The sequence below is a fragment of the Tepidiphilus thermophilus genome (genome assembly GCF_001418245.1).
Lineage (GTDB): Bacteria > Pseudomonadota > Gammaproteobacteria > Burkholderiales > Rhodocyclaceae > Tepidiphilus > Tepidiphilus succinatimandens.
Window position 1 is genome coordinate 59,491 of sequence record NZ_LIPU01000003.1, and the last position, 21,794, is coordinate 81,284.

The 21,794-nt window shown below is 66.6% G+C and carries 20 protein-coding genes, 1 pseudogene and 1 riboswitch; of the genes and pseudogenes, 4 read left to right on the top strand and 17 right to left on the bottom strand.

Annotated features, from left to right (window positions below; all coding sequences use genetic code 11):
* Positions 1–13 precede the first annotated feature (13 nt).
* The 11 genes from cobO to ASC37_RS03455 are packed head-to-tail and all read right to left on the bottom strand — an operon-like array spanning position 14 to position 8,821.
* Positions 14–616: a cob(I)yrinic acid a,c-diamide adenosyltransferase gene (gene cobO / locus ASC37_RS03405; RefSeq protein WP_088178259.1), complete on the bottom strand. Its 603-nt coding sequence runs from the start codon at positions 614–616 to the stop codon at positions 14–16.
* Entirely contained in the window at positions 609–1,568 is a 960-nt protein-coding gene (gene cobJ / locus ASC37_RS03410; protein ID WP_072247910.1) for a precorrin-3B C(17)-methyltransferase, read from the bottom strand. The genes cobO and cobJ overlap by 8 nt, the downstream gene beginning before the upstream one ends.
* Complete coding sequence (locus ASC37_RS03415) at positions 1,565–1,957, bottom strand: cobalamin biosynthesis protein (RefSeq protein ID WP_055423037.1); 393 nt, start codon at positions 1,955–1,957, stop codon at positions 1,565–1,567. Before ASC37_RS03415 ends, cobJ begins: the two co-directional genes overlap by 4 nt.
* Positions 1,954–2,694 carry a cobalamin biosynthesis central domain-containing protein gene (locus ASC37_RS03420; protein WP_055423038.1) on the bottom strand — a complete coding sequence of 247 codons (741 nt, stop codon included), beginning with the start codon at positions 2,692–2,694 and terminating at the stop codon, positions 1,954–1,956. Before ASC37_RS03420 ends, ASC37_RS03415 begins: the two co-directional genes overlap by 4 nt.
* Positions 2,691–3,452, bottom strand: coding sequence for a precorrin-2 C(20)-methyltransferase (cobI, locus tag ASC37_RS03425; RefSeq protein ID WP_055423039.1), 762 nt, complete (start codon positions 3,450–3,452; stop codon positions 2,691–2,693). The genes ASC37_RS03420 and cobI overlap by 4 nt, the downstream gene beginning before the upstream one ends.
* Positions 3,449–4,732: a bifunctional cobalt-precorrin-7 (C(5))-methyltransferase/cobalt-precorrin-6B (C(15))-methyltransferase gene (locus ASC37_RS03430; protein WP_055423040.1), complete on the bottom strand. Its 1,284-nt coding sequence runs from the start codon at positions 4,730–4,732 to the stop codon at positions 3,449–3,451. Before ASC37_RS03430 ends, cobI begins: the two co-directional genes overlap by 4 nt.
* Positions 4,719–5,852 (bottom strand): cobalt-precorrin-5B (C(1))-methyltransferase, encoded by a 1,134-nt coding sequence (locus ASC37_RS03435; RefSeq protein WP_055423041.1) that lies wholly within the window; start codon positions 5,850–5,852, stop codon positions 4,719–4,721. The genes ASC37_RS03430 and ASC37_RS03435 overlap by 14 nt, the downstream gene beginning before the upstream one ends.
* Positions 5,849–6,508, bottom strand: a complete 660-nt coding sequence (locus ASC37_RS03440) for a precorrin-8X methylmutase (RefSeq protein WP_198288989.1) — start codon at positions 6,506–6,508, stop codon at positions 5,849–5,851. The genes ASC37_RS03435 and ASC37_RS03440 overlap by 4 nt, the downstream gene beginning before the upstream one ends.
* An 11-nt stretch (positions 6,509–6,519) precedes the next feature.
* Positions 6,520–7,350: a sirohydrochlorin chelatase gene (locus tag ASC37_RS03445; RefSeq protein ID WP_055423043.1), complete on the bottom strand. Its 831-nt coding sequence runs from the start codon at positions 7,348–7,350 to the stop codon at positions 6,520–6,522.
* Positions 7,347–8,141, bottom strand: coding sequence for a precorrin-4 C(11)-methyltransferase (gene cobM, locus ASC37_RS03450; protein ID WP_055423044.1), 795 nt, complete (start codon positions 8,139–8,141; stop codon positions 7,347–7,349). Before cobM ends, ASC37_RS03445 begins: the two co-directional genes overlap by 4 nt.
* Positions 8,141–8,821 (bottom strand): energy-coupling factor ABC transporter permease, encoded by a 681-nt coding sequence (locus ASC37_RS03455; protein ID WP_055423045.1) that lies wholly within the window; start codon positions 8,819–8,821, stop codon positions 8,141–8,143. The genes cobM and ASC37_RS03455 overlap by 1 nt, the downstream gene beginning before the upstream one ends.
* Before the next feature lie 124 nt (positions 8,822–8,945).
* Positions 8,946–9,159, bottom strand: a riboswitch (cobalamin riboswitch).
* 818 nt (positions 9,160–9,977) lie between these two features.
* Here ASC37_RS03455 and ASC37_RS11485 point away from each other — a divergent pair.
* Positions 9,978–10,436, top strand: a complete 459-nt coding sequence (locus ASC37_RS11485) for an AtaL-like protein (protein ID WP_055423046.1) — start codon at positions 9,978–9,980, stop codon at positions 10,434–10,436.
* Positions 10,433–11,266 (top strand): annotated as a pseudogene (locus ASC37_RS03465) (recombination-associated protein RdgC); the annotation flags it as partial. The gene ASC37_RS11485 and the pseudogene ASC37_RS03465, both read left to right, overlap by 4 nt.
* Here ASC37_RS03465 and ASC37_RS11890 read toward each other — a convergent pair.
* The 3 genes from ASC37_RS11890 to ASC37_RS03475 are packed head-to-tail and all read right to left on the bottom strand — an operon-like array spanning position 11,263 to position 14,728.
* Positions 11,263–11,718 carry a DUF1850 domain-containing protein gene (locus ASC37_RS11890; RefSeq protein ID WP_072247911.1) on the bottom strand — a complete coding sequence of 152 codons (456 nt, stop codon included), beginning with the start codon at positions 11,716–11,718 and terminating at the stop codon, positions 11,263–11,265. The pseudogene ASC37_RS03465 and the gene ASC37_RS11890 sit on opposite strands and share 4 nt — an antisense overlap.
* A gap of 7 nt (positions 11,719–11,725) precedes the next feature.
* Positions 11,726–13,768, bottom strand: coding sequence for a TRAP transporter permease (locus ASC37_RS03470; RefSeq protein WP_055423047.1), 2,043 nt, complete (start codon positions 13,766–13,768; stop codon positions 11,726–11,728).
* Positions 13,769–13,780: 12 nt separating this feature from the next.
* Positions 13,781–14,728, bottom strand: a complete 948-nt coding sequence (locus ASC37_RS03475; RefSeq protein WP_055423048.1) for a TAXI family TRAP transporter solute-binding subunit — start codon at positions 14,726–14,728, stop codon at positions 13,781–13,783.
* Positions 14,729–14,890: 162 nt separating this feature from the next.
* Between ASC37_RS03475 and leuE the strand changes: the two genes are divergently transcribed.
* Positions 14,891–15,553, top strand: a complete 663-nt coding sequence (gene leuE, locus ASC37_RS03480) for a leucine efflux protein LeuE (RefSeq protein WP_055423049.1) — start codon at positions 14,891–14,893, stop codon at positions 15,551–15,553.
* A gap of 16 nt (positions 15,554–15,569) precedes the next feature.
* On the opposite strand, the gene gyrB is transcribed toward leuE, so the two are convergent.
* Genes gyrB through dnaA form a run of 3 tightly spaced genes read right to left on the bottom strand, consistent with a single transcriptional unit; the run spans position 15,570 to position 20,760 of the window.
* Positions 15,570–18,056 (bottom strand): DNA topoisomerase (ATP-hydrolyzing) subunit B, encoded by a 2,487-nt coding sequence (gene gyrB, locus ASC37_RS03485; protein ID WP_055423050.1) that lies wholly within the window; start codon positions 18,054–18,056, stop codon positions 15,570–15,572.
* 58 nt (positions 18,057–18,114) lie between these two features.
* The gene (dnaN, locus tag ASC37_RS03490; RefSeq protein ID WP_055423051.1) at positions 18,115–19,230 is read right to left on the bottom strand and encodes a DNA polymerase III subunit beta; all 1,116 of its coding nucleotides are present in this window, start codon (positions 19,228–19,230) and stop codon (positions 18,115–18,117) included.
* A 27-nt stretch (positions 19,231–19,257) separates the two neighbouring features.
* Complete coding sequence (dnaA, locus tag ASC37_RS03495; RefSeq protein ID WP_055423052.1) at positions 19,258–20,760, bottom strand: chromosomal replication initiator protein DnaA; 1,503 nt, start codon at positions 20,758–20,760, stop codon at positions 19,258–19,260.
* Between the two features lie 246 nt (positions 20,761–21,006).
* Between dnaA and ASC37_RS03500 the strand changes: the two genes are divergently transcribed.
* Positions 21,007–21,786: an ABC transporter substrate-binding protein gene (locus ASC37_RS03500; RefSeq protein ID WP_055423053.1), complete on the top strand. Its 780-nt coding sequence runs from the start codon at positions 21,007–21,009 to the stop codon at positions 21,784–21,786.
* Positions 21,787–21,794 lie beyond the last annotated feature (8 nt).

Genomic DNA, 21,794 nt, shown 5'->3' on the forward strand with positions numbered 1-21,794 from the left:
CGCACGCTTTGCCTCACCATTCGATCCCCGGCATGGCTTTCACTCCCGCCTGGAAAGCGTGCTTGACGAGCCCCATTTCGGTGACGGTGTCGGCGGCATCGACCAGTGCCGCCGGTGCGGCGCGCCCGGTGACGATGAGGTGTTGGTGCAAGGGACGCGCCCGAAACACCGCCAGCGCTTCTTCCAGGTCGAGCCAGCGGTACTTGAAGGCGTAGGTGAGCTCGTCGAGGATCACGAGCGCCACGCCGGGGTCGGCAAGCGCGGCGCGGGCCGTTTCCCAGGCGGCGCGGGCGGCGGCTGCGTCGCGCGCCGGGTCCTGCGTCTCCCAGGTGAATCCCTCGCCCATCACGTACCAGCGCACCGCCGGATGGCGGCGGAAGAAGGCTTCCTCGCCGGTGTCGGAGCGACTCTTGACGAACTGTACGACGACGGCGTTCATCCCGTGCCCCAGGGCGCGGGCGAGCATACCGAACGCAGCGCTCGATTTTCCCTTGCCGTTGCCGGTGTGGAGCAGAAAGACTCCGCGCTCGAGCGAGGCCCGGGCGATGCGCTCCTCGATCACCGCTTTTTTTCGCTGCATGCGGGCGCGATGGCGCGCTGTGTCTTCTTCAGTCATCGGCATCTTCCTCGGCGAGCAGGGCGGCGAGATAGTCTTCCGGCAGGGCGTAGCGCCGTGCGAGGCTCGCCGGACTCTCGCCGCTTGCGCGGATCTCGCGCAGCCAGCCTTCGAGGCCGCTCGAGAGGGAACGGCCGGCCTGCTCGCCGTCGCGCGCCTGGCGTTCGCCTTCTTCCAGGACGTATTTCTCGCCATAGCCGCGCGGCGTCACCATCAGGCCGTGGCGCACGAAGGTGCGGGAATTGCCCACCAGCACCGTCGAGAGCATGCCGATCTCGGCCTCGGCCATGCGCTCGAGCGTCGTCAGTTCGATGCGCTGTTTCGGCCGGTAGGCGGATTTGACGATGGCCACCGGCGTATCGGGCGCGCGGTGGCGCAGCAGCAGCCGCTGCGCTTCGACGATGTGCCGCGTGCGCCGTCCGCTCTTGGGATTGTAGAGGGCGACGACGAAATCGGCGGCGGCAGCAGCCTCGAGCCGCCGGGCGATCACCGGCCAGGGGGTAAGCAGGTCGGAGAGCGAAATGGCACAGAAATCGTGCGTGAGCGGCGCACCCACCAGGGCGGCGCAGGCGTTGATGGCCGAGGCGCCCGGGACGATCTCCACCGCCACGTCGCCCTCGGGCTGCCAACCGGCGGCGAAGAGCACTTCGAAAGTCGGCCCGGCCATGCCGTAGACCCCGGCATCGCCCGACGAGATGAGCGCCACCGTCTTGCCCTGGCGGGCACGCTCGAGCGCCTCCACCGCCCGGTCGAGCTCCTCGGTCATCGACTTGCGGATCACCTCCTTGCCTTCGAGGAGCGGCGCCACCAGGCGGACGTAGGTGACGTAGCCGATCACGGTGTCGGCCTCGGCGATGGCCTGCCGCGCTCGGGCGCTCATGTGCGCCTCGCTGCCCGGTCCGATGCCCACCAGGAAGATTTTGCCGCGGGCGGCGGCCTCGGTTCGGTTCATGACATCCTCGCGATCGAGACGGTGGCGTTGCGGCCGTCGGGGCCGCGATAGCGGTGTTTCTCCACGATCAAGGCTTCCATGCCGACGCCGGCGGCGAGCAGCGCCGCGGCTTCGGCCACCGAGGGTGTGCCGGTGTGGCGGCGCACGACTTCGGAAGGATGCGGCACCGGCACTGCCGCCAGTTCCTCGGGGGAATAGAAGCGGATCTCGCAGGGCAGCCGCGCGGCGAGGGCGAGCAGCCCCGGTTCGTCGGCCTTGAGGGTGATGCTGGCAAGGAGAACGATCGCCTCGGACGAAAGGCCAGCTTCTGCAAGCGCCTGCGAAAGCGCCGCCTCCAGCGTGGCGAGCGAGGTACCGCGATCGCAGCCGATTCCCACGGCAACTTTCATGATTCCTCCGGCGGACGATAGATCACACGCCGCCCGGCCCACCGAGGGTGATCCTCGGCGCGCCCTTCGCGGGTGATCCACAGCAGGGCAGCATATCGGTTCGGATCGGCCTCCTCCAGCCGATCGAGCCTGACGAGGTTCTCCGGCAGCGGGCCGCTGCGCCCGTTGGCGTGGCCGCGCCACCAGTCGGTACTACCCGCTTCCTGCACCAAGGCCACCGGCTCGTCGTTGACCACGGCGGCGCTGCAGTGCACGATCTCGTCGTGGCTCGCCTCGAAGCGCCAGCCAAGCTCGCGCCCGAGCAGATCGACGCACAGGGTTTCGCGGGAATCCGATGCCGTGGTGAGCACGGCCGTAGCCCCCAGCGCGAGCGCCAGATGCCCGGCGAGCGCATTCGCCCCGCCCAGATGCCCCGAGAGCACGGGAATGACGAAACGCCCCGCCTCGTCGAGCACCACCACTGCCGGATCCTGCTCCTTGTTGCGCAGGTGCGGCGCGATGAGCCGCACCACCGCCCCGAGCGAGACGACGGCCACGATCGCATCGAACGCGGCAAAGAGCGCCGGGATCTGCTCGGCCGTCTTGCCCTCGTAACACTGCGCCCTGCCTGGAGCAACCTGCTGCGCCAGTTCGGCGAATTTGGCCGGCGCGAAGACGCGAGCGCCGGGCAGCGCCGCCGCCACCCTGCCCGCCAGCGCGAGGCCGTGTCTGGTGATCGCCACCACCGCACATTTCATGACGGCACTCCCTGCGGCTTCTTGCGGCAACCGCGCCGCAATTCGCCGCGCGGCAGACCCTGCTGCCGCACGATCATCAGCGAGAGGTAATTCACTTTTTCTCCCGTGAGCATGGCCACGTCCCGAATGAGGCGCTGCTCGGGCGCGCCAACTTTCTCGCAAAAAAACGTCTGCCCGAGCAGACCGCGGCGCGCAAGCAGCGCCAAAATCTCGTCGAGCAGGGGCTTGACCTTGAGCAGCACCACGGTATCGAACGCGTCGAGCAGATGCTCGATCACCCCGACGCCGTAGGCGGCCGGAATCACGGCCATGCGGTCATCCTCCTCGGCGAGCGGCACGCCGGCCACGGCCGCTGCGGCGACGAAAGAGGGCACGCCGGGGAGGGTTTCGATCGTGCACTCCGGCGCGAGCGCTTTCACGGTACGGGCCAGATGCCCGAAAGTGGCGAACGTGGAGGCGTCGCCTTCTACCAGAAAGACGAACTCGGACGTCTCCCGCGCCAGATCGATCACCTGTTGCGCCGCCCGCTGCCAGGCGCGCTCCAGCACGTCCGCCTGGCGCGTCATGGGAAAGACGAGGGGCACGGCGTCTTCGGGCACGGCAAGGCCCGCGCGGCGTGCAATGTCGAGGGCGTAGGAATCGCCGCCGCTTCGCTTCACCGGATAGAGCCAGCGCGCGCCGCTCGTGAGCGCCTCCCAGGCGCGCCGGGTGATGAGGCCCGGATCGCCTGGACCGAGCGAAACACCGGTGAGCTTCATCCCCCCTCCTTGGCCACGGTCACGATCCACACCGGGTTTTGCGCCGCGAGCCGGTGCATGTCGAGGATGGGCTTGCTGCGGCTTGCCTGCAGCTGCACCACCTCCCAGGGAAAACCCGAGGAACGCACCGCCGCCGTGGCGGCGGCAAGATTCTCCAGAGTCACGAAATTCATCACCAGGCGGCCGCCGTCCTTGAGCCGTGCGAGGGAAAGCGCGATCAGCTCGGGCAGCTCTCCGCCCGATCCGCCGATGAATACCGCATCGGGATCGGGCCAGTCCGCCAGAGCTTCCGGCGCGCGGCCTTCGATCAGCCTGTAGTTGGCCACGCGCAGGCGGCGGGCATTCTCGCGGGCGTTGTCCGCCTCGGCCGCGTTCTTCTCGATCGCCCAGACCTCCCCCTCGGGGCACAGACGGGCACACTCCAACCCCACCGAACCGGACCCCGCACCGATGTCCCAGACGCAAGCTTCGGGCCGCAACCGGAGTTTCGCCAGCGACAGCGCCCGCGCTTCCTGCTTGGTGAGCAAGCCCTTCTCGGGGGCCCGCTGGGCGTATTCCTCGTCTTCCAGGCCGAAACGCGGCAGCCTCTCCTCTTCGCGTTCGATGAGCACCACGTTGGGATCGGGAAATTCCCTTTCCGCCGCTTCTGCCAGCGAGAGCGGCCCGAAGAGCGCCTCGTCGGCAAGCAGCAAGCGGCTCGCCACGCGCAACTTGACTTCTTCGCCATAGCCGCAGGCGATGAGTGCCCGCGCGATGCGCGAAGGATCGTTCTCCGCGCTGGTGAAGACCGCCACGCGCCGGGACTGGGCCACGGCGCGCAGAACCGGCGACAGCGGATGCCCGGGGCCCGCCGAGAGCGACCACTCGCCCGCGTCGCGCGCATGGCAACTGGCGATGCGCACCTCCTGCCACGGCAGCTTCCAGCGCGCGAAAGCGAGCTGCAGCGTCGAGACGGCTGGCAACACCGCCACCCGCGCTTCCCCCAGGCGGGCGATCAGCCAAGAGGCAAGGCCGTGGCACAGCGGATCGCCCGTGGCGAGCACCGCCACTTTCCGCCCCCTGCCGAGCGCCTCTTCCACCCAGCGCGGCACTTCGGTCAGGGCGCCGTCGAGTGCGCGCCATTCGCGGCCTTCCGGCAGGTGCGGGCGCATGAGGGCGAGGGTGCGCTCCGCGCCGATCACGAGTTCGGCCTCGTGCAGGCAGCGGCGGGACTCCTCTCCCAGACCTTTCCAGCCGTCGTCGAGGATGCCGATCACGGCACAACGTTCAGGGACATTCATCTTCTTCCACCCGGCAGATCGCCTGCCCTTCGAAATCGCACACCAGCACCGTGAGGCGGTATTCGCCCGGATGATCCGCCTTCAGACGGCGGATGGCGCGCTGGGCCACGGCGCGGTGAAATGGCACCGCCAGACCCAGCTCGGCCAGCCGTTCGGCGCCAAAACGCGCCGTCTCGGCAGCGCGGATCTCTTCCACCACCGCCTCGGGCGCGCCCACCTCGCGCGCGGCCTCGGCGAGCAGATCGCGGTCGACCTCGGCCTTCCATGCGTGCGTCACCGCCAGACCCTGGCACATCTTAGTGAGCTTGCCGATCATCGCCCCCACGTAGATGTGGCGCACGCGCCGCGCGATCGCCGCGCGAAACGCCGCCTTGACGAAGTCGCCCATCTGCACGAAAGCCGCTTCGGGCAGCTGGGGCAACTGGCGCATGGCGAATTTCTCGGTGCGCCCGCCGGTGGTGAAGACCACGGCCTCGCACCCCTGCGCCACCGCCACGTCCACGGCCTGCACCACGCTCGCGCGAAACGCCGCCGTCGAATAGGGACGAACGATGCCGGTGGTGCCGAGAATGGAGATGCCGCCCAGGATCCCCAGGCGGGCATTGAGCGTCTTCTTTGCCATCTCCTCGCCTCCGGGCACCGACACCCTCACCTCCAGCCCGTCGGTGCGCAAGAGCTCGCCCGCCGCCGCCTGCACGTTCTCGGTAATATTGCGCCGCGGCACTGGATTGATCGCCGGCCCACCCACTTCCAGCCCCAGCCCCGGCTTGGTCACCACGCCCACGCCTTCCCCGCCCCGCAGTTCGATCACGCCGGCGCGCCCGGGCAGGCGCCGCACCTCGACCGTCAGGTGCGCGCCGTGGGTGGCGTCGGGATCGTCGCCCGCGTCCTTCACCACCACCGCGCGGCACGCATCGGCATCGAGGAACCGGGCCTCATGCACGGGAAAGCGCACGATCTGCCCGTTGGGCAGGCGGCACTCGATCTCGCTGGGCGGCTCGCCCGTGACGAGCGCCATGGTCGCCGCCTTCGCCGCCGCCGCCGCACACGCCCCGGTGGTAAAGCCGGTGCGGTTGCCGCGCTTCTTCGGCACGCTCTTGCGGATCTTCTCCTCGCTCACTCCTTACCCTCTTCGGCGAGCGCGAGCAAGGCGTGCAGCGCCGCCACGGCGAGGGTGGATCCCCCCTTGCGCCCGCGAATGGCGATCCACGGCACTTCCTGCTGCGCCATGAGCCGCTCCTTGGATTCGGCGGCCGAGACGAACCCCACCGGCATACCCAGTACCAGTGCCGGCCGCACGCCCTCTTCCTCGATGAGTCGAACCACCTCGATCAGCGCGGTCGGGGCATTGCCGACGGCCACGATCGACCCTTCGAGCAAGCCCAGACGGTGCGCCTTGCGCATCGCCTCGATCGCCCGGGTTCCGCCATTCGCCTTCGCCGCCGCGATCACGTCCTCGTCGGAAATGAACTGATGCGCCTTCATGCCGAAGTGCGCCAAGCGCGGCCGCGACAGCCCCACGCAGATCATCTCCACGTCGGCCACCACCGGCGCGCCGCGCCGGATCGCCGCGATGCCCGCCTCGATCGCCCCGGGGTGAAAGAACGTCAGTCCGTTGAACTCGAAATCGGCGCTCGCGTGGATCATGCGCCGCACCACCGGCCACTGCGACGCCGAATAGGAATGCGCATCGCCCACTTCGGCGTCGATGAGGGCGAAAGAATCGTGCTCGATGGCGCGCCCCAAGGCCGTGAGCTGCTCCGTGATCGCTGTCATGCTTCTTTTCCTCATCCGTGATGATGCGCGTGAGCATGCTCGTGGGCCGCGGCGGCGCGGTATTTGCAGCCGTCGCACTCGAGCATCCCCTCTCGTCCTTCCTCCCCCACCCGTGCTTCCAGCAAGGCGACGAGGCGCTCGTCGAAGCCGAAATGGCGCGCCAGCGCGAACGCCACCCGGGGATACTGCCGCCGCAGGCGCTCCACCTGCGCCCCGATGCGCTCGATCAGCACCCCGGTGAAGAGATAGACGGGAACGATCGCGATCTGCATCATGCCGAGCCTCACTTGCCGCGCCACCACCGTCTCCAGCCGCGGCCAAGTGATACCGGTAAACGCCAGATCGACCAGCTCGTGGTCATTGGCCTCGAACACCCAGCGCGCCATTTTTGCGAGCTCGGCGTTCCCTCCCGGATCCGACGAACCGCGTCCGAGCAAAATCACGCCGGTGGTGGCCGGATCGGGCACGTCCAGTTCCCCCAGCGCCTCCTGCAGCCGCTGCTGGATGAGCGAAAAAAGCTCCGCTCCCATGCCCAGATGCCGGCGCGCCACGAAGCGCACCTGCGGGTGGCGCGCCCGCGCCCGCTCGATCGCCTCGGGAAGCTCCATCTTCACGTGCCCGGCCGCGTTGAGGATGAGCGGCAGCACCACCACCTCGCGCGCGCCTTCCGCCGCCCGATCGAGCCCTTCGTCGAGCAGGATTTCGGCATGCTCGATGAAGCACAGCTCGATGTGCCACTGCGGCCGCATCTGCCGCCAGCGCGCCACGAATTCCGCGGTCTCGGCGTTGCCCGACGCCTCGCGCGAGCCGTGCGCCACCACCAGCACCGTCCGTTCGTTCATGTGTCGCTTTCCTTCGTCTTCGCCCGCCGCCAGCGATGGGTAAAAGAGGGATCGTAGAGCTTGCTGCGCGCCAGTTTCGGCCACGACGCCGCCCCCAGGGTGGGGCCGACCACGATCATCGCCTGGCTCACGATCCCCGCCTCGCGGCACGCCCGGCGCAATTCGCCGAGCGTGGTGCGCACGATGCGCTCTTCGCCCGGCCAGCTTGCCTTGTGCACCACCAGCACCGGCGCATCCTCCGGCCAGCCGGCCGCGCGCAGCCCGCGCTCGACTTCGGCAAGGCGCGTGATCGAGAGAAAGAGGCAGATCGTGCTGCGGTGCGCCGCCAGCGCCTCCAGCTCCTCGCCCGGCGGCATGGGTGTGCGCCCGGCCACCCGGGTGAGGATCACCGTCTGCGTCACCTCGGGCAGAGTCATCGACTCGCCCGCGGCCGCCATCGCCGCCATCGCCGACGACACCCCCGGCACCACTTTCCACGGAACGCCCGCCGCCGTGAGCGGCCGGGTGAGCTCGATGAGCGCCCCGTAGAGGGTGGGGTCGCCCGTCTGCAGGCGCACCACCGTCTCGTGCGCCTTCGCCGCGGCCACCAGCCACTCGGTCATCTCCTCGAGCGTCATGTCTTTCGAATCGCGGATGAGGCAACCCGGCGGCGCGTAGCGCGTCGCCGCGGCATCCACCAACGACCCGGCGAAGAGCACGGCACCGGCGCGTTCGAGCAGCCCCTTGCCCTTGACGGTGAGGAGCTCCGGATCGCCGGGGCCAGCCCCGACGAACCACACCGTTCCTGGCATCAGACCCGACCTGCGAAGAGGCGCCGCTGCAGCAACAGGGATTCCCCGCCGCCATGCCAAGCCTTGGCCGCCGCGAGCACCGCCAGGTCGATGAGCGGCTCGACGAGCACCACCGCGAGGTAGGCCGCGCCGAATGAAGCCACCTGGGCGAGATTCTCCGCGCCGATCCCCTGGCCGTAGAGCGCCCAGAACGCCACCCACGACACCACGCCCCCCTGATAGGCAAGCGACAGGCGCAGCACATCGCGATAGCGCAGATCGACGTAAGGAGTATGCGGCGGCACGATGCGCCGCGCCAGGAGCGCCGTGGCAAAGAGCGGCACGAGGAGCGTGGTCACGTTCATGCCGAACTGCGGCAGATCGGCCGGGGCGAAGAAGAGCCCTTGCATGAGCAAGCCTGCCGCCAGACCCAGAGCCGCCGCCGCGGGGCCGAAGAGCAGCAGTAGGGTGGAACCCAGGATGAGGTGGACCTCGGACACGCCCACCGGCTGGTGGGGCAGAACCTCGAAGAAACAGAACACGAGCAAGGACGCCACGAACGCGCGCAGCGCGAGCGCCGGCAAGCCGTCCTTTTTCACCACCTTGGCCGAGAGCAAGAACGCCGCCCCCAGGCTCGCGGCCGCGGTGGCATGACCCAGCAACAGTTTGGCGCCCGTGACGACGCCTGGTTCGATATGCATGACCCGTCTCCTTTGCGAACGTTTCGCCAAGACGAGCCGCACGAGGAGAAAGGGCCTACGGGAGAGGGGAAGAGGAAAAAAAACCGCCCCGGACCGTCAGCCAAACCCACACCCCGGGGCTCGCACCAACTACGCACTCCGGGCCGGTCTTCTGGCTCGCCGTCATCCGGTCCGCGCGCCTTCCCATGCCCTCGAAGGCACAGTGGCCGATGCGCTTCCCGTCAGGCTCACAGCAGCGGGGGCTGCGCCGGAATGGCGGGGCGATGCCCGCTTCACCGGCTTCCCGTTTCACCCGCTCCCAAGACATCGGAGCGGGCACCCGAAGTAAGGGCAAGATACACCGCCGCGGCGCGCGATGTCAACGCCATCCCTTCTTCTCCCCTCTTCCAGTGGATCGTGAAGAAACGCGGGCAAGTCCTTGAACGGATTCATCACGCTGCGCCCTTTTCACAGAATTATCCACAAGCCTACCCCCATCCCTGTCCGCGCTTTCCCTGTTCCCTTCCAAACGGTTCCAGACCGTGCATGAACACAGGGATTCTCCGGTAATCGTTTGTGGATCAATGAGAATCTTTACCCAGCACTGGATTCCATCCCCAATTCCTCCACCGCCGCTCCCAGGTTTTTCCCGAAGTTTTCCCGACGGGGAAACGCTCAAATCCTGCGGAAGCTACAAAGTTATCCACAGATTTGGGATGAACGTTGTTTACATGGTTTTTTGTTTACTACTTCAAATTGTTTACCAACCCATGTCGCCGCAAATGACCATTCATACAGAAAGGTCTTTTTAAAGACCGTAAATTTTTTATGGTTTCTTGCTGTGGCAAACCCGCCACAGTGAACAAGGACGAGGGAAAGCGTGGGAAAGTTTGGGGAAAACTTGCCGTTTTTTCCGCATCGGAGAAAGCATTCGTCTACGCCGCACCGCTTGCAAGCCCATGCGCCCACGGGATCACCATCAAGGAAACTTCAATGTTATCAAAGTGTTTCTTTGGTTTTCCACAGATCCTCCTCGAGCATAGTAAACACTAAAAGTTTTTATAAAAGATCTGTGTACAACTACCCATCGCCGCGGCTTCGCCCCACCGTCCCTTGCCCCTTGCCCTCGCCGTCCCTTGCCCCTAGACTTCGCTGCAGCCTTCGAGAGGACCTCGCCGTGCACTTCGAACACCGCCTTTTCTTCGCTCCGGAAGAATCACTCGATGCCATCGAGGTCTGGCAGGGCCTGGCGACGCGCATCGAGCATCCGCAGGAATTCGTCCTGGGGCTGACCGGCTGCGACATCCTGGAGCGAGGCCCGGCGCACGTGCTGCGCCGGCTGCACTTTGGCCACGACAGCTACCGCGATCGTGTCGAGTGGGAAGAGGGAAAACGTCTGCGCTTCGTCGTTGAACCCCAGGACGGCCGGCCCGGCGGAACGCTGGAGATCTCGCTCGTCATCGAAGGCGAACGCCTCGGGCTGAATTTCCGCTATGACACCACCCTGGACGAGGCTCTGCTCGCGCCCGACGGCCGGCCCGTGGCCGAGTGGCTTTCCCAGGCCTATGCCGCGGCCGATGCCGACACCATGGCGCGCATCGTTGCGATCGCACGGAAGAAACGAGGGAAAGCATGATCGAATTCAAGAACCTGCGTCTCTATCGCTGGGACGGTCCGGAAGGGCGCACCTACTGGAACGAGCTCTTCCTCCGTCGTCCCTTTCTGCCGGTGGGGCCGCAGAACGAAACGAGCGAGGGCTGGGCGCCGCCCTTCGGCGATGACGAGGCGATTGCGGACGTAGGGGGGCACTGGCTGGCGCATTGGGTGCGCGAGGAGCGCCTCCTGCCGGCGAGCGTGGTCAAAGCCGAGGCCGAACAGCGCGCCGAGGCGATCGCCGAGGAGCGGGGCTATCCCCTCTCGCGCAAGGAACTGCGTGACCTGCGCGAGGCCATCCGCGCCGAATGGCTGCCGCGCGCCTTCACCCGGCGTCGGCGCGTGCCGGTGTGGATCGATCCGCGCGAAGGGTGGTTCGCCGTCGATGCCGGCAGCCTCGCCCTTGCCGAACGGGTGATCGACACCCTGCGCGCCAGCGCCGAACGTTTCCCCTTGAAGCCCTGGCGCACCCGGCTCGCGCCCGCCTCGGCGATGGCCGACTGGCTGCTCGCCGGCGAGGCCCCCGGCCCCTTCTCGCTCGAAGACGAAGTGCAGCTCGAAGCGCAGGACGACAGCCGCGCGCTCGTGCGCTACGCGCGGCTTCCCCTGCAGGAAGAAAAAGTCGCCGCCGAAATCCGCGCCCACCTGGCGGCCGGCAAACGCCCGACGCGGCTCGCGCTCGCCTATGCCGACCGGCTGAGTTTCGTGCTCACTGCCGATGGAGCGCTCAAACGCCTTGCGCGCAGCGACGCGGAGGACGAGACGGCGGGCGAAGCGCGCGACGCCCGCGAGCGCTTCGAGGGGCGGTTCTACCTCTTCGCCGAAACGCTGCGCGCCATGCTGCCGGCGCTATCCGTGGCGCTCGGCGGAGAGTCCGCCGAAGACGGCGAGCAGGGAAAGAGCTCGACTTCCCCGATCTCCGGCAAAGCCGGCAGCCAGGCATCGAGCGCATGACATCCCTCTTCGAGGCACAGGCGGTATTCCGGCGCAAAGGGCGAGTGCGCCAGATGCAAGGCAGGAAGGCGCAGATCCGCGTGATAGACCCACACTCCGTCCTCCAGCCTCGCCTGCGGCGGGGGCTCCATGCCGGCGCCCGAGCCGCGGATGCGCCCTTCGACGAAAACGAGCCGGGCCGGCACCCCCTCCTCGATGCGCCAGCGCTCTTCCCACGGCGTCTTCTCGATCGAATGCTGCCAGCTCAAGGTGAAGACGCCCACGGGCAGGAAAACCGTCGTTCCCAGCGCGCTCAGGCACAGACCGCTCATGGGCACTTCATGCCGTCGGCGCTGGCCGCGGGCGATGGCGCCAGAAGTGCCACCCTAACAAAGCCAAACCGGCCGCCAACCCCAGCTCGTCGGTGAGCGGGACGGCGGCCACCAGTAAGGCTGCGGCCACGAAAGCCCACAGCCGTTCGAACCAGGACAGGGGCCCCAGCCAATGACCGATCGCCGTGCAGCCCCACAGCCAGATGGCCAGCAGTGCCTTGAAGACGACGTAGGCCACCTCCAGCCATCCTGGATCGCCCTGCAGCATCAGCGCCGGGGCGTATACCGCCATGAAGGGGATGATGAAGCCGGCTACCGCCACGCGGATCGCCTGCAGGCTGATGGCCAGGCCCGAGGCCCCGGCGATGGGTGCAGCGGCGAAACAGGCCAGCGCCACCGGAGGCGTGAGATCGGCCATGATGCCGAAATAGAAGACGAACATGTGGCTGACGATGAGCGGCACACCCAGATGCAACAGGGCCGGGGCGGCGAGCGAGCTGGTGATGATGTAGTTGGGAATCGTCGGGATACCCATGCCCAGCACCAGGCACACGAGCATGGTGAGCAGCAGCGACAGGAAGAGGCTGTGCTGCCCCACGGCGAGCACCGCGTTGGCAAAGCTCGAGGCCGCCCCGGTGAGCGTCATCACGCCGATGATGACGCCGACCTGGGCGCAGGCGATTCCCACCGGCAGCGCCTGCCGCGCCCCCTCAGCCAGCGCCGCGACCAGATCCGGCAGGATAGGCCGGCTCTTCGGGAGGAACGCGCAGGCGAGCACCAGGACGGCGATGAGCACCAGCACCGGAGCGATCCCCCAGCGGAAGAAGGCGGCGCAGATCAGCCCCAGTACGATCCAGAAAAGGGTGCGAATCGCGCCCCTCAATGCCGCCTCCGACAGGCTCGCGCCCAGGATCAGCACCACGGTGAGCAGCAGGCCGACGAGGCCGGCGAAGAGCGGCGTGTAGCCGGAAAAGAGCAGATAGACCAGCACCGCCAGCGGCAGTACCAGATGCCAGCGCTCGCGCACCGCGCGCCACGGATTGGGCAGGCTCTCCTTGGGCATGCCGGTCAGGCCCAGTCGCCCTGCCTCCAGATGCACCACCCAAAACGCCGTGACAAAGTAGAGGATGGCCGGGATGAGCGCCGCGCGCGCCACTTCCACGTATTCCACCCCGATCGTCTCGGCCATGATGAAGGCCACCGCCCCCATCACCGGCGGCATGATCTGTCCGCCCATGCTGGCCGTGGCCTCCACCCCGCCGGCAAACTCGGCACGGTAGCCGAACTGCTTCATCAGACGGATGGTGAACTGGCCGGTCGTCACCACGTTGGCCACGCCGCTGCCGTTGATCGTCCCCATGAGGGCCGACGCGACCACCGCCACCTTCGCCGGCCCGCCTTGGGTGTGTCCGACGAGTCCCAGAGCGAAATCGGTGAAGAGCTTGAGCATGCCGGCACGCTCGAGAAAGGCGCCGAAGAGGATGAAGAGGAAGATGTAGCTCGAACTGACGTAGATCGGAATGCCGTAGATGCCTTCGGTGCCGAAGGAGAGGTGCTCGATCACCTGCTCCCATGGGTAACCACGGTGATTCAAGGGCTCCGGTAGCCAGCGCCCATAGACCGCATAGAGCACGAGCACGCCGCAGATGAGCGGCAAGGCCCAGCCCATCATGCGCTGCGTGGCGAGGAAGACGAGCACCATGAGCGTGATGCCAATCCACAGATCGAGCGAGGTCGGCTCGCCCGAGCGCAGCATCAGTTCATGCTCGAACACCCACTGATAGGCGGCCACCCCCGCCGCGAGCAGCGCGCAGGCGAGGAACAGCAGCGGAACGAGCCTCTTGCCCTTGGCCAGACCGTCGCGCGCGAGGAAGCCGAAAGTGAGCGTGAGCAGAAAACCCACATGCACGGCGCGCGTGACCAGGGAAGAGAAAGGCGTGAAGGCCGCCGTGTAGAGTTGAAAAAGGGAGAAAGCCACCGCGATGAGAAAAAGCAGGCGTGAAGCAACCCCCCTCTCGTCTTCCGCCGCTTGGCCGACGCCTTCGTGCATGGTGCCCCTCCTTCAACGGATCAGGCCGACTTCACGGTAATAGCGCTCCGCCCCCGGATGCAGCGGGATCGGCAGACCCTTGGTGGCCTCTTCGAGCTTGATTCCCTTGGCTGCGGTATGGGCGGCCACGAGCTCGTCGAGATGCTCGAACATCGACTTCGTCATGCGATAGACCACCTCTTCCGGCACCCCGCTGTGCGTCACCAGAATGTTGCGCACCGCCACCGTCGGGACGTCCTGATCCTGCCCGCTGTAGGTACCGGCCGGGATCACCGCCGGCTGGTAGGCCGGATCGCCGATCTTGGTCACGACCTCCGGCGGCACCGGGACGACGACGATGGGCACATTGGTCGCCAGGTCACGGATCGAAGAAACGCCCAAGCCGGCCGACTGCAAGGTGGCGTCGAGCTGGCGGTTCTTCATCAGTTCGACCGATTCGCCAAAGGGGAGGTATTCCACCTTGCCGAGGTCGGCGTAGGACAGTCCCGCAGCGGCGAGGACGGCGCGCGCATTGAGCTCGGTGCCGGAGCGCGGCGCTCCCACCGACAGGCGCTTGCCGCGCAGATCCTGCAGGGTACGGATGCCGGATTCCTTGCTCGCCACGATCTGGATATAGTTTGGATAGATCGCCGCCAGCGCCCGCAGCTTGTCGAGCTTCTGTTTGAAACCGGCTTCCTCGTTCCCCGTCCATGCTTGGGTGACGGCATCGCCCAGCGAGAAGCCCACTTCGCCGCGGCCGGCCTGCAGCAGGTTGAGATTCTCGGCGCTCGCCTTGGTCGCCTGCACACTCGTCTTGGCGCCGGGAATGGCTTCACTGTAGATCTTGGAAAGGGCCACCCCCAGCGGGTAATAGACGCCGCTCGTGCCGCCGGTGAGCACGGTGATGTACGTCTGCGCTTGGGCCGCGGCGGCGAGGGCACACAGCACGAACGCCGCAACGAGGTGACGGATCGCACCCATGGTCTTCCTCCTCTGGTCGATGATCGGGCCGGTCTGGCGCCGGCTCAGGTTCTCTTTTTAGCAGCACTGCTGGGGGCGGTCAAGAACCCCTGGGTTTGGGGCTAGCTCGAGGGCCGAAATATCGGCTAGCATGGAGTCCATCGACTTTTCGCGGATCGAACCATGTCGCTCGGTATCGTCGACTATTCCACCTTTCTGATCGGCACCATCTTCATCATTTTGCTGCCGGGGCCCAATTCGCTCTACGTGATGACCACGGCCTCGCGCCATGGCGCGCGCGCCGGTGCCCGGGCGGCGCTCGGCGTACTTGTGGGGGATACGGTGCTGATGTTCGCGGCGGTGTTCGGCGCCGCCTCGCTCTTGAAGCTCGTGCCGGCGCTCTTTCTCGGTCTGCGGCTCGCGGGGGCGGTTTATTTGTGCTGGATCGGCCTGCAGCTGATGCGCGCCGCCTGGCGGGCGAGCCAAGCCTTGCGCCGCGGCGAGGCGATCGCCACGCCCGAAGAAGAAGTGCGCACGGGGGCTTTGCACCCCTTCCGTTCGGCCTTGCTCATCAGCCTGATGAACCCCAAGGCCATTCTCTTTTTCTTTTCCTTCTTCATCCAGTTCGTGGACCCTCAGGCGGAGTATCCGCTCCTCGCCTTCCTGGTGCTGGGGGTGTCGGTGCAGCTGTGCAGCATGACCTATCTCGCCACCCTGGTGCTCGCCGGCGCCAAACTCGCCGCGGCCTTCCGCCGACGCCGGCGGCTCGCCATCGGCGGCACCGGCGCGGTGGGGGCGCTCTTCGTCGCCTTCGGGATGAAGCTCGCGACGGCAAGCCTCGAATGAGGCGCCGTCGCCGGTCTCACACGTCGATGTTGCGGGCGTAGAGCGCGTTCGTCTCGATGAAGGCGCGCCGCGGCTCGACCTGCTCGCCCATCAGGGTGGTGAAGATCTCGTCGGCAGTGATGGCGTCCTCGATCTGCACGCGCAGCAGCCGCCGCACCGCCGGGTCCATGGTCGTCTCCCACAGCTGCTCGGGGTTCATCTCGCCCAGTCCTTTGTAGCGCTGCTTGACGAGGTTGCGCTCGACTTCGGCGAGGAGCCACTGCACCGCCTCGGCGAAACTGCCCACCGGCTGGCTTTTTTCGCCGCGGCGCACCTGCGCCCCCGGGCCGACGAGATCGGCCAGCGTCCGGGCGGCCTCGCGGATGAGGCGCCAGTCGTGCGAGGCGAGGAAATCGGGGTCGATGCGCGAGCGCCGGGCGTTGCCGTGGTGCATGCGCGTGAGCTCCAGCACCCACTCCTCGTTCGTCTCGTCGAATACGGCTTCGACCTCCAGGGCGCCGTCGAGCACGGCGCGCAGCCGCTCGGCACTGGCCAAGGCCGCTTCCTGGCTGGAGAGGTCGAGGGCGACGTCGTTGGCGAGAAGCGTGCGCAGCGCCTGCGCGTCGATGCGCGCGGCGTGACGGGAGATGAGCGATTCGGCCAGCAGATACTGGCGCGCCAGACCGGCGAGCGTCTCGTCACGCAGCGGTTCGGCTCCTTCGCGCGGCAGCAGTTCCGCTCCGTCGAGGGCGAGCCTGAGCAGGTGCTGCTGCAGCTCCTGGTCGTCCTTGAGGTAGAGCTCGGTCTTGCCGTGCTTGATCTTGTAGAGCGGCGGCTGGGCGATGTAGATGTGGCCGCGCTCGACGAGCTCGGGCATCTGCCGGTAGAAGAAGGTGAGCAGCAGGGTACGGATGTGGGCGCCATCGACGTCGGCGTCCGTCATGATGATGATGCGGTGGTAGCGCAGCTTCTCCGGCTTGTATTCGTCCTTGCCGATGCCGGTGCCCAGCGCCGTGATGAGGGTGGCGATCTCCTGGCTTTGCAGCAGCTTGTCGAAGCGCGCCTTCTCCACGTTGAGGATCTTGCCCTTGAGCGGCAGGATGGCCTGGAATTTGCGGTCGCGCCCCTGCTTGGCCGAGCCGCCGGCCGAATCCCCTTCGACGAGGAAGAGCTCGCACAGCGCCGGATCCTTTTCCTGGCAGTCGGCGAGCTTGCCGGGAAGCCCCACGCCGTCGAGCAAACCCTTGCGCCGCGTCATTTCACGCGCCTTGCGCGCCGCCTCGCGCGCCCGCGCCGCCTCTACGATCTTGCCGCAGATCGTCTTGGCGTCGTTGGGGTTTTCCAGCAGGAATTCGGCGAGCTTGGCCGAGACGATCTCTTCGACCGCCGGGCGCGCCTCGGAGGAGACGAGCTTCATCTTCGTCTGGCTCGCGAACTTAGGGTCGGGCATCTTCACCGACAGGACACAGGCAAGGCCCTCGCGCATGTCATCGCCCGTGATCTCGACCTTGGCCTTCTTCGCGATCTCCTGCTCTTCGATGTAGCGGTTGATGACGCGCGTGAGCGCGGCGCGCAGCCCCGTGAGGTGCGTGCCGCCGTCGGGCTGCGGGATGTTGTTGGTGTAGCACAGCACCTGTTCCTGGTAGCTGTCGTTCCACTGCATCGCCACCTCGACGGCGATCTCCACTTCGTGCCCCACGTCCTGCGGCACTTTCACCACCCCCTGGGCGTGGAAGATGTGGGGATGGATGGGCTGCTTGTTGCGGTTGAGGTATTCGACGTAGCCGCGCACCCCGCCGGAGAAGGCGAAATCCTCCTCCTTGCCGGTGCGCTGGTCGATGAGCTTGATGCGCACGCCATTGTTGAGGAAGGAGAGCTCGCGCAGGCGTTTGGCGAGGATGTCGTAATGGTATTCGACGGTGCCGAAGATTTCCTCGTCGGCGAGCCAATGCACCTCGGTGCCGCGCTTGGTGGTCGGCCCCAGTTCGCGCATCTTGCGCACCGGGATGCCGTCGATCACTTCCTCGTCGAACACGGCCGGTACGCCGCGGTGGAACTCCATGAAGTACTTCTTGCCGTCGCGCCGCACCGTGAGCCGCAGCCACTTGGAGAGCGCGTTGACGCAGGACACACCCACGCCGTGCAGCCCGCCGGAGACCTTGTAGCTGTTCTGGTTGAACTTGCCGCCGGCGTGCAGCACGCACATGACGATTTCGGCGGCGCTGCGCTTGGGCTCGTGTTTGTCGTCCCACTTGATGCCCACCGGGATGCCGCGGCCGTTGTCGATCACCGACACGGAGTTGTCGGCGTGGATCGTCACCACGATCTCGTCGCAGTAACCGGCCAGCGCCTCGTCGATGGCGTTGTCGACCACCTCGAACACCATGTGGTGCAGACCGGTGCCGTCGGAGGTATCGCCGATGTACATGCCGGGACGCTTGCGCACGGCCTCCAGCCCTTCGAGCTGCTGGATGGCGGATTCGTCGTAGGTTTCGCTGGGAGTTTTCTGCACGTCTCGGCTCATGACGGAAATTCTTTCCTCGTATCGATGAAATGTCTGACAGATTTTTCTTGCTGCGGTTCTACAGGCGCATCGGCATCACGACGTATTCGAAGCCTTCGTCCTCGGGGACGGTGATGAGCGTGGCGGCGTTGCCGTCCTTGAGCGACAGATGCACGACCTCGTTGGTGAGCGCCCCCAGCACGTCGAGCAGATAGCCGACGTTGAAGCCGATTTCCAGCGGTTGGCCGTCGTAGGCGATCTCGATCTCCTCGACCGCCTCTTCCTGCTCGGCGTTGTGGCTCGACAGGCGCACCAGGCCCGGGGAGAAGGAGAGTTTGACCGGGCGGATCTTGTCGCTGGCAAGGATCGCCACGCGCTGCAAGGACTGCTGCAGCTCGGTACGCACGAAGGAGACGCGGATGGGGTGATCCTTGGGAATGACGCGGCGGAAGTCGGGGAAGCGCCCGTCGATGATCTTGCTGAGGAATTCGGTGTCCTTGAAACGAAACACGATCTGTTTGTCGGCGATGCGCACTTCCACCGTCTCGTCGCTGTCGGCGAGCAGCCGCTGCAGTTCGCCCACCGCCTTGCGCGGTACGATGGCTTCGCGTGCGCCAGACAGGGGCTCGGAGAGCGGCTGGGCGCAGTGGGCGAGGCGGTGGCTGTCGGTGGTGACCACGTCGAGCCGGTCGCCCTCGGCGGCAAAGAGCATGCCGACGAGGTAATAGCGGATGTCCTGCTGCGCCATGGCGTAGGAAGTGAGCGCGATCAGCCGCCGCAGCTCGCGCTGGGTGAGCCGCATCGGCGCGTCTTCTCCCTGCGGTGCCACCAGGCGGGGGAATTCTTCGGCCGGCAGCGCCTGCAGCGTGAAGCGGCTGCGGCCGCAGCGCAGCACCAGGCGGCTGTCGCCGTCGCGCTCGAGCCGTATCACCGCGCCTTCGGGCAGGCTGCGCAGGATGTCGAGCAGCTTCTTCGCATTGACGGTGAGCCTTCCCTCTTCACCCGGCAGCTCGCTCGCGTCGATGCGTACGGCGAGCTGCATCTCGCCGTCGGTGGCGGTGAGGCCGAGGCGGCCGGCGTCGCGCTCGAGCAGCACGTTGGCGAGGATGGGCATCGTCTGGCGTTTTTCGACCACGCCGCTCGCGGCCAGCAGCGGTTGCAGCAGCTGGTCGCGGGTCGATTCGAGAAAAAGCATTCGGTCTCTCTCCTGCAATGAAAGTCTTCAGCCGCGCAGCACCTGCAGCAGCACGTGGACGTCGTGGTTGAGCTGGGGGTCGGTCAGCCGCAGCTCGTTGATCGTGCGGTAGGCGTGCAGCACCGTCGTGTGGTCGCGCCCGCCGAAGGCCTCGCCGATGGCCGGCAGCGACAGCGGCGTGAGCTCCTTGGCGAGCCACATCGCCACCTGGCGCGGCCGCGCCACCGCGCGCGTGCGCTTCTTCGAGTGCATGTCGGCGACCTTGGTCTTGTAGTAGTCGGCCACCGTCTTCTGGATGTGCTCGACGCTGAGCTGGCGGTTGTAGGCGTGCAGGATGTCCTTGAGCGCCTCCTTGGCCAGCTCCAGCGTGATCGGCTGGCTGTGGAAGTTGGCGAAGGCCACCACCTTGTTGAGCGCGCCTTCGAGCTCGCGCACGTTCGAGCGCAGGTTCTTGGCGATCAGGAAGGCCACGTCGTCGCCCACCTGCACGCCCAGCAGTTGCGCCTTCTTCTGCACGATGGCCACCCGCATCTCGAGCTCGGGCGGTTCGATCTGCACCGTCAGGCCCCAGTCGAAGCGCGAGATGAGCCGGTCTTCCAGCCCTTGGATGTCTTTGGGGTAGGTGTCGCAGGTGATGACGATCTGCTTGTGCGCCTCGGTGAGGGCGTTGAAGGCGTGGAAGAACTCTTCCTGCGTGCGCGCCTTGTTCTGGAAGAACTGGATGTCGTCGATGAGCAGCACGTCGAGCGAACGGTAGTAGCGCTTGAAGGCGTCGAAGCTCTTCTGCTGGTAGGCGCGCACCACGTCGGCATAGTAATCTTCCGCGTGCACGTAGCGGATCACCACGCGCGGGTCGGTGCGGAAAATGGCATTGCCGATGGCATGGATGAGGTGGGTCTTGCCCAGGCCGACGCCGCCGTAGACGAAAAGGGGGTTGTAGGAGGCGCCCGGATTGTGCGCCACCTGCATGGCCGCGGCGCGGGCCAGATCGTTGGCGCGGCCGGTCACCAGGGTGTCGAAGGTCGCCGCCGGGTTGAGCCGCGTGCGCTCGTAGAGGGCTTCGAGGGTCGAGGAAGGAGCGACGTCCTCGGCAAGCGGCAGAGGGCGGCGTTTCGGGGCGCTGCGACCGGGCCTGGGCTTGGGTTCGGTGGAACTCTCCTCTGCCGGCGACGCAGCAGGGGGGGATTCCTGAGCCGCCGCCGCGGGCGTCTCGGTCGCGTCGGTCGATGAAGGGACTTCGGCGGATGCGGCACGGGAGGGGCGCGGCGGCGTTCCCCCTTTGGTCGCCGCGCCCAGCTGCAGTTCGGCCTGGGCGATGCCGAGCTCGGCGAGATGCTCGGCGATCTTGGGCCAATAGCGCTCGCGCACCCACTGCAGGATGAAGCGGTTGGGGGCGAGCACGCGCAGCCGCACCCCTTCGCCGCCTTCCTCGGGTTCGGCGCTCAAGGCGCGGATCCAGGTGTTGAATTGCTGCGCCGGCAGCGAGGCACGCAGACGCTCGCAGCAGGCGGTCCACGCTTCGTGACTCAAGGAAAGCCCTCTGGATGGATTGACGATGCTCGAGGGGGTATTCTAACCCGTCCACGCCGAAAGGGGAGTTATCCACAGGATGGGCGAAATCGCGGCGCACGCAGCAGCCCAAGCCAAGGTATTGGTAAAATGAGCGGCCTTTATCCCCTGAGGCCCTTCTTCGGCCGACGGCGGGAAACTTACGGGCGTGACATCGATCGATGCATCGATGCGTTTTTTCCACACCTCCCTGTGAAGGAGCCGGTCATGAAAAAGCTCTTCTTGTTGTTCGGCGCGCTCTTATGCTCGCTCGCTTCGGGTGCGGCGATGGCCGAGGACAAGCCCTTGCGCATCGGCATCGAAGCCGCCTATCCCCCCTTCGCCTACAAGACGCCCGAGGGCAAGCTCGCCGGTTTCGACTACGACATCGGCAACGCCCTGTGCGAGGAGATGAAGGTCAAGTGCCAGTGGATCGAGCAGGAGTTCGACGGCCTGATCCCTGCGCTGAAGGTGCGCAAGATCGACGCGGTGATCTCTTCGATGTCGATCACCGACGAGCGCAAGAAATCGGTCGATTTCAGCAAGAAATACTACTACACCCCCGGCCGCCTGGTGATGAAGGCGGGCAGTGAGGTGAAGGATCCCCTGGTCGATCTGAAGGGCAAGAAAGTCGGCGTGCAGCGCGCCACCATTTTCGACCGCTATGCCACCGACGTCTTCGCCCCGGCCGGCATCGAGGTGGTGCGCTACGCATCGCAGGAAGAAGTCTTCCTCGACCTCGTCGCCGGGCGCATCGACGCTTCGCTCGCCGACGCGGTGAGCATCCAGTTCGGCTTTCTCCAAACCGATGCCGGTAAAGGGTTCGCCACGGTGGGGCCGGCCTTCACCGACCGGAAGTATTTCGGCGAGGGTATCGGCGTGGCGGTGCGCAAGGGCGACACGGCGCTGGTGGAGAAATTCAACGCCGCCATCGACGCGATCCGCGCCAACGGCAAGTACCAGCAAATCGCGAAGAAATACTTCGATTTCGACATCTATGGCGAATGAGCCCATGG

Excerpts from the sequence above, each read along its gene's own strand:
- ASC37_RS03475 (WP_055423048.1), bottom strand. The coding sequence starts at position 14,728 with ATGGGTGCGATCCGTCACCTCGTTGCGGCGTTCGTGCTGTGTGCCCTC.
- leuE (WP_055423049.1), top strand. The coding sequence starts at position 14,891 with ATGTCGCTCGGTATCGTCGACTATTCCACCTTTCTGATCGGCACCATC.
- ASC37_RS11890 (WP_072247911.1), bottom strand. The coding sequence starts at position 11,718 with ATGAGCGGTCTGTGCCTGAGCGCGCTGGGAACGACGGTTTTCCTGCCC.
- ASC37_RS03440 (WP_198288989.1), bottom strand. The coding sequence starts at position 6,508 with ATGACAGCGATCACGGAGCAGCTCACGGCCTTGGGGCGCGCCATCGAG.
- ASC37_RS03470 (WP_055423047.1), bottom strand. The coding sequence starts at position 13,768 with ATGCACGAAGGCGTCGGCCAAGCGGCGGAAGACGAGAGGGGGGTTGCT.
- ASC37_RS03415 (WP_055423037.1), bottom strand. The coding sequence starts at position 1,957 with ATGAAAGTTGCCGTGGGAATCGGCTGCGATCGCGGTACCTCGCTCGCC.
- cobI (WP_055423039.1), bottom strand. The coding sequence starts at position 3,452 with ATGAAGCTCACCGGTGTTTCGCTCGGTCCAGGCGATCCGGGCCTCATC.
- cobM (WP_055423044.1), bottom strand. The coding sequence starts at position 8,141 with ATGCCAGGAACGGTGTGGTTCGTCGGGGCTGGCCCCGGCGATCCGGAG.
- ASC37_RS03445 (WP_055423043.1), bottom strand. The coding sequence starts at position 7,350 with ATGAACGAACGGACGGTGCTGGTGGTGGCGCACGGCTCGCGCGAGGCG.
- ASC37_RS03430 (WP_055423040.1), bottom strand. The coding sequence starts at position 4,732 with ATGAATGTCCCTGAACGTTGTGCCGTGATCGGCATCCTCGACGACGGC.
- ASC37_RS03420 (WP_055423038.1), bottom strand. The coding sequence starts at position 2,694 with ATGAAATGTGCGGTGGTGGCGATCACCAGACACGGCCTCGCGCTGGCG.
- cobJ (WP_072247910.1), bottom strand. The coding sequence starts at position 1,568 with ATGAACCGAACCGAGGCCGCCGCCCGCGGCAAAATCTTCCTGGTGGGC.
- ASC37_RS03500 (WP_055423053.1), top strand. The coding sequence starts at position 21,007 with ATGAAAAAGCTCTTCTTGTTGTTCGGCGCGCTCTTATGCTCGCTCGCT.
- dnaN (WP_055423051.1), bottom strand. The coding sequence starts at position 19,230 with ATGCTTTTTCTCGAATCGACCCGCGACCAGCTGCTGCAACCGCTGCTG.
- gyrB (WP_055423050.1), bottom strand. The coding sequence starts at position 18,056 with ATGAGCCGAGACGTGCAGAAAACTCCCAGCGAAACCTACGACGAATCC.
- ASC37_RS03455 (WP_055423045.1), bottom strand. The coding sequence starts at position 8,821 with ATGCATATCGAACCAGGCGTCGTCACGGGCGCCAAACTGTTGCTGGGT.
- cobO (WP_088178259.1), bottom strand. The coding sequence starts at position 616 with ATGACTGAAGAAGACACAGCGCGCCATCGCGCCCGCATGCAGCGAAAA.